General features: G+C 71.1%; 14 protein-coding genes and 1 pseudogene. 8 read left to right on the plus strand and 7 right to left on the minus strand.

Going from position 1 to position 12,561, the window contains the following annotated elements; all coding sequences use genetic code 11:
- Positions 1-148, minus strand: a pseudogene (locus L2C96_RS45535) (YciI family protein); the annotation flags it as partial.
- Positions 149-265: 117 nt separating this feature from the next.
- Here L2C96_RS45535 and L2C96_RS43030 point away from each other — a divergent pair.
- Both L2C96_RS43030 and L2C96_RS43035 read left to right on the plus strand, forming a co-directional pair.
- On the plus strand, positions 266-616 hold the full coding sequence (locus L2C96_RS43030) for a nuclear transport factor 2 family protein (RefSeq protein ID WP_237340174.1): 351 nt from the start codon (positions 266-268) through the stop codon (positions 614-616).
- 51 nt (positions 617-667) lie between these two features.
- Positions 668-1,396 (plus strand): VIT1/CCC1 transporter family protein, encoded by a 729-nt coding sequence (locus L2C96_RS43035; RefSeq protein ID WP_237340175.1) that lies wholly within the window; start codon positions 668-670, stop codon positions 1,394-1,396.
- On the opposite strand, the gene L2C96_RS43040 is transcribed toward L2C96_RS43035, so the two are convergent.
- The gene (locus tag L2C96_RS43040; protein WP_237340176.1) at positions 1,393-1,593 is read right to left on the minus strand and encodes a dihydrofolate reductase family protein; all 201 of its coding nucleotides are present in this window, start codon (positions 1,591-1,593) and stop codon (positions 1,393-1,395) included. The two genes, L2C96_RS43035 and L2C96_RS43040, sit on opposite strands and share 4 nt — an antisense overlap.
- Before the next feature lie 301 nt (positions 1,594-1,894).
- Positions 1,895-3,352, minus strand: a complete 1,458-nt coding sequence (locus L2C96_RS43045) for a peptide MFS transporter (protein ID WP_237340177.1) — start codon at positions 3,350-3,352, stop codon at positions 1,895-1,897.
- Between the two features lie 89 nt (positions 3,353-3,441).
- Between L2C96_RS43045 and nhaA the strand changes: the two genes are divergently transcribed.
- From nhaA to L2C96_RS43060, 3 genes are read left to right on the plus strand one after another with little or no spacing between them, the layout of a single operon-like run.
- Positions 3,442-4,701, plus strand: coding sequence for a Na+/H+ antiporter NhaA (gene nhaA, locus L2C96_RS43050; RefSeq protein ID WP_237340178.1), 1,260 nt, complete (start codon positions 3,442-3,444; stop codon positions 4,699-4,701).
- 38 nt (positions 4,702-4,739) lie between these two features.
- Entirely contained in the window at positions 4,740-5,222 is a 483-nt protein-coding gene (locus tag L2C96_RS43055; RefSeq protein WP_020420325.1) for a phage holin family protein, read from the plus strand.
- A 17-nt stretch (positions 5,223-5,239) separates the two neighbouring features.
- Positions 5,240-6,178, plus strand: a complete 939-nt coding sequence (locus L2C96_RS43060) for an alpha/beta fold hydrolase (RefSeq protein ID WP_020420324.1) — start codon at positions 5,240-5,242, stop codon at positions 6,176-6,178.
- A gap of 307 nt (positions 6,179-6,485) precedes the next feature.
- Here the strand turns inward: L2C96_RS43060 and L2C96_RS43065 are convergent, their stop codons facing one another.
- Genes L2C96_RS43065 through nth form a run of 4 tightly spaced genes read right to left on the minus strand, consistent with a single transcriptional unit; the run spans position 6,486 to position 9,642 of the window.
- On the minus strand, positions 6,486-7,682 hold the full coding sequence (locus L2C96_RS43065; protein ID WP_020420323.1) for a MarP family serine protease: 1,197 nt from the start codon (positions 7,680-7,682) through the stop codon (positions 6,486-6,488).
- A 9-nt stretch (positions 7,683-7,691) separates the two neighbouring features.
- Positions 7,692-8,375: an NUDIX hydrolase gene (locus L2C96_RS43070; RefSeq protein WP_237340179.1), complete on the minus strand. Its 684-nt coding sequence runs from the start codon at positions 8,373-8,375 to the stop codon at positions 7,692-7,694.
- Positions 8,372-8,962 carry a TlpA family protein disulfide reductase gene (locus tag L2C96_RS43075; RefSeq protein WP_237340180.1) on the minus strand — a complete coding sequence of 197 codons (591 nt, stop codon included), beginning with the start codon at positions 8,960-8,962 and terminating at the stop codon, positions 8,372-8,374. The genes L2C96_RS43070 and L2C96_RS43075 overlap by 4 nt, the downstream gene beginning before the upstream one ends.
- The gene (gene nth, locus L2C96_RS43080; RefSeq protein WP_020420320.1) at positions 8,959-9,642 is read right to left on the minus strand and encodes an endonuclease III; all 684 of its coding nucleotides are present in this window, start codon (positions 9,640-9,642) and stop codon (positions 8,959-8,961) included. Before nth ends, L2C96_RS43075 begins: the two co-directional genes overlap by 4 nt.
- Positions 9,643-9,846: 204 nt before the next feature.
- Between nth and L2C96_RS43085 the strand changes: the two genes are divergently transcribed.
- The 3 genes from L2C96_RS43085 to L2C96_RS43095 all read left to right on the plus strand — a co-directional run bounded on the left by L2C96_RS43085 (position 9,847) and on the right by L2C96_RS43095 (position 12,510).
- Positions 9,847-10,098: a hypothetical protein gene (locus L2C96_RS43085; protein WP_026153595.1), complete on the plus strand. Its 252-nt coding sequence runs from the start codon at positions 9,847-9,849 to the stop codon at positions 10,096-10,098.
- 200 nt (positions 10,099-10,298) lie between these two features.
- Positions 10,299-10,973, plus strand: a complete 675-nt coding sequence (locus L2C96_RS43090; protein ID WP_017985500.1) for a Crp/Fnr family transcriptional regulator — start codon at positions 10,299-10,301, stop codon at positions 10,971-10,973.
- A 319-nt stretch (positions 10,974-11,292) separates the two neighbouring features.
- Positions 11,293-12,510: an MFS transporter gene (locus L2C96_RS43095; RefSeq protein WP_237340181.1), complete on the plus strand. Its 1,218-nt coding sequence runs from the start codon at positions 11,293-11,295 to the stop codon at positions 12,508-12,510.
- Positions 12,511-12,561 lie beyond the last annotated feature (51 nt).

Genomic DNA, 12,561 nt, shown 5'->3' on the forward strand with positions numbered 1-12,561 from the left:
ACTCACCGGTCTCCTCCAACCGGGCCGCGAAATCCCGCATGTACTGCACGTGCGCCGTGATCTCCTCCGGCGCCCACTGGTCCATCGGCACCTCGTTGACCGCTGCCGGAGCACCCCGGTAGTGCTTGAGCAGCAGATACTTCGCCATGGTCGTCTCCTCGATCGTGGTGCGCCCATTGTGGCCGCGTTCGCACCGGGGACGGAGCCGTTCACGCGTTCTCGACATCGACGACCGGACTTTTTTTCCGCGTGCCAGGATCGCGGGGTGACCGATCCCGTCTCCGCGCTGGAAGCGCACGTCGAGGCGTTCAACGACCGCGACCTCGCCGCCCTGATGGCCGGGTTCACCGACGACGCCACCTGGATCACCGGCACCACGACCGTCCGCGGCAGCGCGGAGCTGGCCGACCTGTTCGAGGGCGCGCTGCGCGGGCTCCTGCCGACGCTGACACTGGACAACGTCATCGCATCGGGTGACCAGGCCGCGGCGCAGCTCACCGAGACGCTGACCGCCGACGGCGCCGAGCACACCTTCGCGATTGCCGGTTTCTACCGTTTCCGCGACGGCCGGATCTCCGCCGCGAAGATTTACCGCGAGGGTTCCGCGGAGATTTAGGTAAGACTCAGCTAATGGGGACGATCGGCCCCGGGATGCTTCAATGACAACGTGACCGAAACGAAGGACGCCGCCGAGGCGCACGCCCACGAACCCCATCGCGAGAGCCTGGGCAGCAGGCTGAACTGGCTGCGTGCCGGGGTTCTCGGGGCCAACGACGGGATCGTGTCCGTCGCCGGGCTCGTCGTCGGCGTCGCGGGCGCGACCACCGACCACGGCGCCATTCTGATGGCCGGAATAGCCGGACTGGTCGCAGGCGCGCTTTCCATGGCGGGTGGGGAATACGTTTCGGTCAGCACCCAGCGCGATACCGAACAGGCCGCGCTCAAGCTGGAGAAACAAGAACTGAAGACGATGCCGGAGGCCGAGGAGCGGGAACTCGCCGACATCTACGAGGACAAGGGCCTGTCCCGGGAGCTCGCCGAGCAGGTGGCGCGCGAGCTGTCGCAGAAGGACGCGCTCGCCGCGCACGCGGAGGCCGAGCTCGGCATCGATCCCGACGAGCTGACCAACCCGTGGCAGGCCGCGTGGGCGTCGTTCGTGTCGTTCTCCGTCGGCGCGCTCATCCCGCTGCTGGCGATCGCGCTGCCGCCCACGTCGTGGCGGGTGTGGACGTGCGCGATCGCCGTCGTCGCGGGCCTCGCGCTGACCGGGTACACCAGCGCCCGGCTCGGCAGCGCCGCGCCGGGCCGGGCGGTCGCGCGCAACGTCGGCGTCGGCGCGCTGACCATGCTGGTCACCTACTACGTGGGCACGCTGTTCGGCATCACCGCCGGCTAGCGCAGAACGCGGTAGCGGATGTGGGTGGCCTCGGGCGTGTCGATCACCTCGAGGATCTTCAGCTCGATCCGCGCGGGCAGTACGTCGAACAGCCTGCGGCCGCCGCCGAACAGGACGGGGATCTGGTGAATCTGCACCTCGTCCAGCACGCCCGCCTCGAGCGCCCGCTGCCCGGTGTACGCGCCGATGACGCGCACGCCCGTGCCATCGCCTCGACGACACCGTCCGCGTAGGTCACCAGAAGATCGGGATGCCCATGCACCCGTGGTCGCCACCCCAGTGGTCCACCTCCTCCGCGGTCCGCCGCCCGGTGACGACCGCACCGGCCGCGCCGATCCGGTCCACCAGCTCGGCAGTCGGACCGGATCAGCGCGGTTGGAAGTCCGGGGTGAACGCCCATTCGTGCAGGCGCATGAAGCCGTCGCCGCCGGGGTTTTCCCGGTCCGTCGTTCAGGCCCGCTCCATAGCCGTCGAACGACACCCGACGGATTCGACCGGCTAACGCACGCCCGACATCAGCTTTCGCACGAACGGGCTGATCAGCGCCAGCACCACACCGATCAGGACGGCCACCCCGCCGACGATGCCGAAGTACGCCGTCTCGTGGTCGGTGTCGTAGTACTCGGCCAGCGAGCCGGACAGCGCGGTGCCCAGCGAGACCGACAGGAAGTTCAACGCGACCATCTGCGTGCGGAACGCGTCCGGCGCCAGCTTCGTCGACAGCGACAGCCCGACCGGCGACAGCATCAGCTCCGCGACGGTGAACACCAGCAGGATCCCGACGAGCGCGAGCAGCGGCGTGCTGTTGGCCGCGCCGCCCGCGAAGAACAGGAACAGCAGGAACGCCACACCCATCACGGACGTGCCGAGCGCGAACTTGATCGGCGTCGACGGCTGCCGCGAGCCCAGCTTGACCCAGATCGCGGCGATCACCGGTGCGAGCAGCAGGATGAACACCGGGTTGATCGACTGCACCCAGCTGACCGGCATCTCCCAGCCGAACAGGTCGCGGTCCAGCCGCTGGTCCGAGTACACCGCGACCACCGTGAACTGCTGCTGGTACAGCGCGAAGAACGCGGCGCTGGCGATGAACATCGGGATGAACGACAGCACCCGCCGCCGCTCGATGGCGGTGATCTTACTGCTGGTCAGGATCACCGCGAAGTACACCACCGACGCGATGCCGACGATCCACACGACCACGTCGGACAGGTTGGCCGCGGTGACGATCCCGGTCAGCACGGCCGCCACGATGACGGCGACCAGCACCAGCAGCACCCCGCCGACCGCGGGCCGCCGCTGCGCGGGCAGCGGGTTGGGCACCTCGCGCGCGGTGTCGGGCAGGTTGCGCCGGAAGATCGTGTACTGGGTCAGGCCGATCGCCATGCCGATCGCGGCGAGCCCGAACCCGAGGTGGAAGCCGACCTCGCTCTGCGCCAGCCCGGTGAGCAGCGGGCCGACGAACCCGCCCAGGTTGACGCCCATGTAGAAGATCGTGAAGCCGGCGTCGCGCCGCTCGTCCTTCTCGCCGTAGAGCGTGCCGACCACGGCGGTGGCGTTGCCCTTGAGCCCGCCGCTGCCGACCGCGACGCACACCAGGCCGACGCCGATGCCCAGGAAACCGGGCAGGAACGCGAGGCTGATGTGCCCGATCATGATCAGCACGGCGCTGTAGAACAACGTGCGCTCGGACCCCAGCAGGCGGTCGGCGACCCAGGCGCCCACGATCGTGGACAGGTACACCAGACCGCCGTAGGCCCCGACGATGCTGGTGGCGGTGGCCTCCGGCATCGCGAGGCCGCCCTCGGCGACCGAGTAGTAGAGGTAGATCGGCAGGATGCCGAGCATCCCGTAGTACGAGAAGCGTTCCCACATCTCGACGCCGAACAGGTTCGCGAGCCCGATCGGGTGCCCGAAGAACCGGGTGTCGCGCTTCGCCTCGGTGGAGGTCGTCACTGCCGCCGCCCTTTTAAGGTCTAGACAACGTTGGCGAGTGACATGCTACGACTCCTGTTGGGCATCATGTTACCGGCCCGTAAGGTACGATGGTCCACGGTGCGCCGGGAAGTCTGGTCGGCAAGACTCGGTCCGATCGATCCCGGAGGAGCCGTCCCGTGGGCCAGCCGCGCCGCCCCGCCAGCGAATTCGTGCGTTACCTGCGCACCGAGACCACCGGCGGGATGATCCTGCTCGCCGCCACCGCGATCGCCCTGATCTGGGCGAACTCACCGATCGCCGAGTCCTACCGGGTGGTGCGCGACTTCCACGTCGGTCCACACCTGCTGCACCTCAACCTGTCGGTCGGCGACTGGGCCAAGGACGGCCTGCTCGCGCTGTTCTTCTTCGTCGCCGGGCTGGAACTCAAGCGCGAACTGGTCGTCGGCGAGTTGTCGCAGCTCAAGAAGGCCGTGCTGCCGATCATCGCCGCGGTCGGCGGGATGGTCGTCCCCGCCGTGGTCGCCCTGCTCGCCGGCGGTGGCGCGGAGGGCATGGAACGTGCGTGGGCGATCCCGACCGCGACCGACATCGCGTTCGCGCTGGGTGTGCTCGCACTCACCGCGTCGAACCTGCCGAGCAGCGCGCGCGTCTTCCTGCTGTCGCTGGCGGTCGTCGACGACCTGGGCGCGATCATCCTCATCGCCGTGTTGTTCACCACGTCCTTCAACCTGGTCGCCGCGCTGGTCGCGGTCGCCGCGCTCGCGCTGTACGCGTTCCTGCAGCACAAGCGGGTGCGGGCGTGGTGGATCTACGTGCCGCTCGCGGTCGTCGTGTGGGTCGCGGTGCACTCGGCGGGGGTGCACGCCACGATCGCCGGGGTCGCGCTCGGCCTGCTCACCCGCGTCCGGCCGGACCCGGACGAGGAGCACGCGCCGGCGATCCGGCTGGAGCACCGGCTGCAGCCGTGGTCGGCGGCCGTGGCCGTGCCGGTGTTCGCGTTGTTCGCGGCCGGTATCGCGGTCAGCGGCGACTCGCTCGGCCGCGTCTTCACCGAGCCCGTGCCGCTCGCGGTGTTCCTCGGGCTGGTCGTCGGCAAGGCGATCGGGATCTTCGGCGCCTGCTTCGCGGCGGTGAAGCTGCGGCTCGCGGAGAAGCCGCGCGGGGTCGGCTGGCGGGACATCGCGGCGTTGTCGCTGCTCGGCGGCGTCGGGTTCACGGTGTCGCTGCTGATCGCGGACCTCGCGCTGGAGGGCGAGGCGAGTGAGCTGGCCCGCACGGCGGTGCTGCTGGCCTCCGCCGTGTGCTCGCTGACCGGGGCGGCGGTGCTGCTGCGGCGCAACAAGGTACACGCCGCAGCGGAGGACTAACCGAGCCCCGTGCTGGGTCTTCTGGCACGATGACCCCCGTGAGCAGCCAGGAGCACGAACGCAACGGTCGGGATGCCCACGGGGCCGTGCCCTACATCCCGCTGAGCCCGGAGGCCGAGTCCGCCTCCGACGGCCAGTCGATCGGCAGCCTCGTCAGCCAGGCCACCCAGCACCTGTCCACGCTGGTCAGGGCCGAGGTCGAGCTGGCGAAGTCCGAGGTGATGGGCGAGGTCCGCAAGGGCGCCAAGGGCAGCGTCTTCTTCATCGTCGCCGGGGTGATCGGGCTCTACAGCTCGTTCTTCTTCTTTTTCTTCCTCGGCGAGCTGCTGTCCGAGTGGCTCAAGCGGTGGGCCGCGTTCGGCATCGTGTTCCTGCTGATGCTGCTGGTCGCGGGGCTGTTCGGCTTCCTCGGCTACCGCAAGGTCAAGAAGATCCGGGCGCCGGAACGCACCATCACCAGCGTCAAGGACACGGCCGCGGCCCTCAAGCCGCGCCGGGACGCCGTCCCCGAACACAGCTGAACCGCTCAGGCGCGACCGTGACGCCGCCCGACCCGTCCATCGTCCGGATCGACGGGTCGTGGGCGCACCGCGACGTGTCCGCGAACGGCATCCGGCTGCACGTCGCCGAGGCCGGGCACGGGCCGCTGGTGTTGTTCCTGCACGGCTTCGGGCAGTTCTGGTGGACCTGGCGGCACCAGCTCACCGCCCTCGCCGACGCTGGTTACCACGCGGTGGCGGCCGACCTGCGCGGCTACGGCGATTCGGACAAACCCCCACGCGGCTACGACGCGTGGACGCTCGCCGGTGACGTCGCCGGCCTGGTCCGCGCGCTCGGCGAACGGCAGGCGCACCTGGTCGGGCACGCGTGGGGCGGGCTGCTGGCCTGGACGGCGGCCGCGCTGCACCCGCGGGTCGTGGCGTCGGTGACGGTGCTGGGCGGCGCGCACCCGATGGCTCTGCGCAGCGCGATCGCCCGCACCGCGTTCCGGCGCAAGGGGTCCAACCAGACGCGGGCGCTGGCGCACCTGTTCCGCTTCCAGGTGCCGATGGCGCCCGAGCGGTGGCTCACCGAGGACGACGGCGCCAACCTGGAGGGTCTGCTGCGCGCCTGGTCCGGTCCACGGTGGACGGCGACGCGCGACTTCGACACCAGCGCCGCGCTGTTCCGCGAAGCGGTGCGGATCCCGGGTGTGGCGCACAGCGCGCTGGAGTACTACCGGTGGGCGTTCCGGGCCCAGTTCCGCGGCGAAGGACGCCGGTTCGCCGACGCGGTCGGCGCCCGGGTGGCGGCGCCGGTGCTGCAGATCCACGGCGCGGCGGACCCGTGCGTGCTGCCGGAGACCGCCCGGGCGTCGGCTCCGTGGCGTGGGCCGCACTCGGTGCTGGAGGAACTGGCGGACGTGGGTCACTTCCCGCAGCTGGAAGCGCCCGACGAGACGACGAAGGCGCTGCTGGACTTCCTGGCGAAGGCCTGACGCCGGGACTCGCACGGCTCGCGGGACTCGCGGCCGGAGCGCACGATCCGCACGGCCGAGCGCGGGACCAACGGCCGGGAGCGCGGGCGTCACGGGGCCAGGCGCGGGAGCGGCGTCCAGCAGCGCGGGCCTCGCGCGGCTGAGCGCGGGACCTACGTCCGGCAGCGTGAACTCGCCGGACCAATCGCAGAACTGGCGGCCGGCAGCGCGGCACTCCCGCGGCCGCGCGGAACTCGCGCCCGCGAACGCGAAATCCGCGCGACCGAGCACGGAACTCGCGGCCCAGAGCGCGGGACTCGCGCGTGGGTCAGGCGGCACAAGCCCCGGTGGAGACCCGGGCGCTCAGCGACGGCGCGGATTCGATCACCGGGCGCACCTGATTGCCGGTCAGGGTGAAGCCGGTGTCGGCGTCCTCGACGGACGCCCCGAACACCACCCCGACGACCTGGCCCTGCGGGTCGACCAGCGGGCCGCCCGAGTTGCCGCTGCGCACCTGCGCCCGCACGGTGTACACGTCGCGGCGCACGGTGCGGGAGTCGTAGATGTCCGGGCCCTGCAAGGTGATCTCGTTGCGGATGCGGGCCGGCGTCGCGCGGTACGGGCCGTCCAGCGGGTAGCCGAGGACGATCGCGCTGTCGCCCGCCTTCGCCGGCTCCGGCGCCAGGCTCAGGGGCGTCGCATCCAGGCGGGGCACGGCGAGCACCGCGACGTCCACCTCGGGGTCGAAGTACACGACCCGCGCGGGCAGCCGCCCTGCCGACGTCTCCACCGCCGTCGTCTCCGTGCCCGCCACCACGTGCGCGTTCGTCATCACCCGCTGCGGCGCGATCACGAACCCGCTGCCCTCCAGCGTGCGCGAGCACGACTCGGCGGTGCCGCGGATCTTCAGCACACTGCCGCGCAACTGCTGCACCACGGCGCTGTCCTGGAGGGTCGTGTCCGGCGGCGCGGTGTCGTTGATCTGCGTCTTCTGAAACGGGTCCACAATGGACGGGAACCCGGAGACGTCGAGCAGTTTCCGCAGCTCGCTGGGCAGGCCCTCGGCGGCGGGCGGCATCGCCTTGTCGACCGTGCCGAGCACCGTCGAGTTGTTGATCGCCCGCGCCAGCCCGGGCAGCGCGGCGACACCGGTCAGCGGCACCGCGATCAGCCACGCCACCACGAACACCACGACGGCCTGCACGATCGCGCCCAGCGTCTGGTCGATGCCGGTCAGCTTGTCGGTGTTGAACCGCCGCTTGACCGCGTACTTGAACCGCCGCCCCAGCCACACGCCGAGCGTCTCGCCGAGCGCGACCAGGAACACCACCGTCGCGACCGCGAAGGCGACCTTGGCAGCCGGGTTCTCGAACAGCTCGACGACCCACGGCGCGATGCGGATGCCCAGGATCGCCCCGCCGATCACGCCGACCAGCGCGGGCAACGCGATCACCACGCCCTGGCGCGCGCCGGAGACGGCCGCCACCAGCGCCAGCAGAATGACCAGGACGTCGACCCAGTTCACCGCGTCTCCTCAGTCGGTCGCGAGCAGATGATCGCGCAACGCTACGTCAAGATCCCGGACGTCGCCGCGATCCCACTCACGTGCCCAGCCGCCCAGTTCGAGCAGGACGGTCAGCAGCCCCGCGGTGAACCCCCACACGAACAGTCCGTTCACGGTGAAGGCCGGGCCCTTGTAGGTGGTCCCTGGCCGGCGCACCTGGAAGCGGTTGGCCGGATCGGCCAGGTCGGCCACCGGCACCCTGGCCACCGCCGCCGTCTCCGCCGGGTCGACGGCGTGCACCGGCGACGGCGCGTGCCAGTGGGCGAGCACCGGCGTCACGGCGAACTTGGACACCGGGATGAACAGCTCCGGCAGGATCGCGACCGGCCGCACGCCGGACGGGTCCACCCCGGTCTCCTCCTCGGCCTCGCGCAGGGCGGTGGCGACAACGTCGGCGTCCTCCGGGTCGGCGCCGCCGCCCGGGAAGGCCACCTGGCCCGCGTGCGAACCGAGCGTGTCCGCGCGGCGCAGCAGCAGCACGTCCGGCCCCCGCTCGCCGTGGCCGAACAGGATCAGCACCGACGCGGCGCGCGTCAACTCGTCCTCGGGCGGGGTGAAGCGGGTGAACGCGGTCGAGTCGAGCTTCCCGCTGATCTCGACCAGCGGGCGCAACCAGTCCGGCACCGACGCCGGTTCGACGAGCGGTCCCTTCACGACAGCCTCCGCACGACCTCGCGCACCTGCTCAGGATCGGTGAAGGTGCGTGGGCTTTCGATGAGGCGGACCTGCCCGTCCGCGGTGACCAGGTAGGACGCGGGCAGCGCGGGCGGCACCTTGAGCGCGCTGCGCACCGGGCCGCTCCCGCCGTCGCCGTCGAACACGGTCGGCAGCCGCACACCCAGCTCGGCGAGCAGTTCGAGGCCGTCGTCCGGCTTGCTCTGCACCTGCACGGTGAGGACCCGCACCGCGCCCGGCTCGCTCGCGTACCGCTGGAGCACGGGCAGCTCGGTCCGGCACGGCTCGCACCAGGTGGCCCACACGTTGACCAGCGTCACCTGCCCGGCGAGCGCGCTGCCCAGGTCGACGGTGGTCCCGTCGCCGAGGCATTCGGCGCGCACGCCGGCGAGCTGGGCGACCTCGCCGGTGCCGGACGGGCACGGCGCCAGAGCGGCGGCGGCCCTGGCCGCGGTCAGGTCCGGGCCGGCGGCCGGGCTGTCCGAGCGGACCTGCGGCAGCACCGCGACGATCACCGCGAGCACCAGCACCCCGGCGACGAGCGCCCACCTGGTCGCCGTCGTCACCGCTTGGTCACCATCGCGAGCAGGTGGTCCCGCTCCGGGCCCTTGACCAGCTTCGCGGCCTCCTCGAACCCGGTCGGGCCCGCGCCGTAGGAGGGGCAGTCACGGGCCAGCGGGCACGCGCCGCAGGCCGGTTTGCGGGCGTGGCAGACGCGGCGGCCGTGGAAGATCACCCGGTGCGAGAGCATCGTCCACTCCTTGCGGGGGATCAGCTCGCCGATCGCGTGCTCGACCTTGACCGGGTCCTCCTCCGCGGTCCAGCCCCAGCGGCGCACCAGGCGGCCGAAGTGGGTGTCCACCGTGATCCCCGGCACGTCGAAGGCGTTGCCGAGCACGACGTTCGCGGTCTTGCGGCCGACACCGGGCAGCGTGACCAGGTCCTCCAGCTTGCCCGGCACCTCGCCGTCGAACCGCTCGACCAGCGCGGCGCCGAGGCCCATCAGCGAGTTCGCCTTCGCGCGGAAGAAGCCGGTGGGCCGGATCAGCTCCTCCAACTCGGTGCGGTCCGCGCCCGCGTAGTCGGCGGCGGTGCGGTAGCGCGCGAACAGGGCGGGGGTCACCTCGTTGACCCGCACGTCCGTGGTCTGCGCCGACAGCACGACCGCGATCAGCAACTCCAGCGGCGTGGTGAAGTCCAGCTCACAGTGTGCGTCGGGATACGCATCGGTCAGGCAACGAAGCATGCGGCGCGCGCGTCTCACGAGTGCGAGGCGGCTCTCGCCCACCCGTCGCCCGCCACCGCCCTCAACGGAAGCGCTTCGCGCTGCTGCGCTTCCTTTGCGAGGGCTGACATGAGACGCATTCGGCACACCGCTAGCCTACGGAAGCCGACACGCCGGACCCCTGACACCACCCCCTGAAGCCGTGATGAGCGAGGATCAGAACCGATGACTGTCTGGTTCGTAGTAGCGGTGCCACTCGTGATGATGTTCTTCGCCCTGGCGATGGAACGAGTGGAGAACCGGCTGCGCCACGTCGCGGTCCAGGAGGAAGAGGTCGAGGAGTTCCTGGAGCAGGCCCGGCCGAACGAGGTCAGGGCGCTGTACGGGCACGGCATCGGCCGCGCGCTGGAGCTGTTCCGGCTGCGCCGTCTCGGTGGTCGCGCGGCCAAGATGCGCCCGCGCAAGAGCCGTGGCTGAGGCCCACTGACCTCGACCGATTCAGCGAGGATTACTCTGTCCGTTCGGAGCGAGATCGCCCTCGCCCGGCCGGGCGGTGATCGGTCTGTCCTCGGCGTGCCCTGAGGCGATCTCGTCCGAACGGCCTAGACTGCACGCAAGTGATCGGCGACACGCCCCGGTTCGCGGGAACACGGTCGCCACCGACGAGGAGGCACGAGGTGGACGAGACCCTGGCCCGGGCGGGCATCTTCCAGGGGGTGGAGCCGGCCGCGGCTGAGGCGCTCGCCCAGACCCTGGAGACCGTGGAGTTCCCGCGGGGTCATGTGATCTTCTCCGAGGGTGAGCCCGGCGACAAGCTGTACATCATCCTGTCCGGCAAGGTGAAGATCGGCCGCAAGTCGGCGGACGGCCGGGAGAACCTGCTGTGGATCGCGGGCCCCTCGGACATGTTCGGCGAGCTGTCGATCTTCGACCCGGGCCCGCGCACCTCGACCGCGACGACGGTCACCGAGGTGCGGGCGGTGTCGATGGACCGGCCGTCGCTGCGGAAGTGGATCGCGAACCGGCCGGAGATCGCCGAGCAGCTGCTGCGGGTCATCGCCCGCAGGCTGCGCCGGACGAACAACATGGTCGCGGAGCTGATCTTCACCGACGTCCCCGGCCGCGTGGCGCGGGCGCTGCTGCAGCTCGCACAGCGCTTCGGCAGTCAGGAGGCCGGCATCCTGCGGGTCACGCACGACCTGACGCAGGAGGAGATCGCCCAGTACGTCGGCGCTTCGCGGGAGACCGTGAACAAGGCGCTGGCCGACTTCGCGCACCGCGGCTGGCTGCGGCTGGAAGGCAAGTCGGTGCTGATCCTGGACCCGGAGCGCCTGGCCCGCCGCGCTCGCTGACACCGGCAAAAACAAAAGAACCGGGCGCCACCCCCGACGTGGCGCACCGGTTCTTTTGCATTTCGCGCGGGCCATCCCCCGACAGACCGCGCTCCCCGCCCTCCGGTTCCGGCCCCGACCCTTTGCCGGAGGGAGCTTTATCTACTTGTCAACCTTGCCACGGCCCATACCCCGAGGTTCAAGGCCGTTCACCCCCATAGACGCGCCCGTTGCGGGTTCGTTGCGTGGGTCCGGCAAAAAGTTCGCGCCCGTTACCGAACCGAGACCTGAGCGGTAAGTAACTGGTACCCCCGTACCAATATGAGGCATACTGGTACGCGTGTCCCAGACTTCCCTCGCCGACTACCGCGCTGCCCTGACCACGCCGGGCGCGACCCGTCCGATGGTCGCGTCCATCCTCGCGCGCCTGCCGATCGCGATGATCGGCCTGTCCGCGCTCCTCTACGTGCAGCAGGAGATGGGCTCGTTCGCCGTCGCCGGGCTGGTGTCGGCGAGCTCGCTGGTCGGTGTCTCGGTGGGGTCGGTCGTGCAGGGCAGGCTGATCGACCGCTTCGGCCCGACGCGGCCGCTGCTGTCCACGGCGGCGATGTTCGCGGTGATCCTGGTGACGCTCGCGCTGGCGATCGAGGCGCACGCGGCGACCCTGGTGCTGGTCGCGCTCGCGTTCGGGATCGGGATCACCGAGCCGATGGTCGGCTCGGCGTCGCGGGCGCTGTGGGGACGCCTCGTGCCCAGTGAGGCCGCACGCAATGCGGCGTACGCCTATGAGGCGATCAGCATGGAGGTGTTCTTCATCCTCGGGCCCGGCCTGGCCGGCCTGCTGGTCGCCGCGCCGTGGCCGGGCACCGGGATGGTCGCGGGCGGCGCGTGCATGGTGGCCGGCGCGGTGTTGTTCGCGCTGAGCCCGGCCGTGCGGGCGTGGGGACCGGCCGGACGGACGCACCACTCGCTGCTGGGCGCGCTGAGCAGCCCCGGCATGCGGACACTCGCGCTGGCCGCGCTCGGGTTCGGCGTGGTGATCGGGTTCGTCGAGGTCGCCGTGCCCGCCGCGGCCACCGAGGCCGGGTCGCCTGCGCTCGGCGGCGTGCTGCTGTCGGTGTGGTCGGTCAGCTCGGTCGCGTTCGGCGTGGCCTACAGCCTGCGGCCGTGGCCGCGGGAGATGCCGTTGCGGCTGCCGGTGCTGCTGGCCGGGTTCGGCGTGCTCGTGGCGCTGCTGGCCTGGCCGTCGACGCTGTGGGGCCTCGCGATCGCGATGCTCGCCGCGGGCGCCCTGATCACCCCGCAGTCGGCGACGCACTCGGCCGCGATCGAACTGGTCGCCCCGAAGGGCACCGCGGCCGAGGCGTTCGGCTGGGTGCTGACCGCGGTGACGCTGGGGCTCGCGTTCGGGCAGTCGATCAGCGGCTACCTGGTCGAGCACGCCGGCCCGTCGGCGGCGTTCCTCGCGGCGACCGCGGCGGCGCTGGTGATCGCCGCGGTGGTGTACCTGCTGCGCGGCACGGTCAAGGCACCGCGCGAGCAGGTGCTGGTGTCCTAGTGTCCTGAGTCGTTAATTCGTCGGCAGTAGGCGGCGAGGGAGTCGAGGATT

The sequence above is a fragment of the Amycolatopsis tucumanensis genome, assembly GCF_021654135.1.
Taxonomy (GTDB): Bacteria; Actinomycetota; Actinomycetes; order Mycobacteriales; family Pseudonocardiaceae; genus Amycolatopsis_E; species Amycolatopsis_E tucumanensis.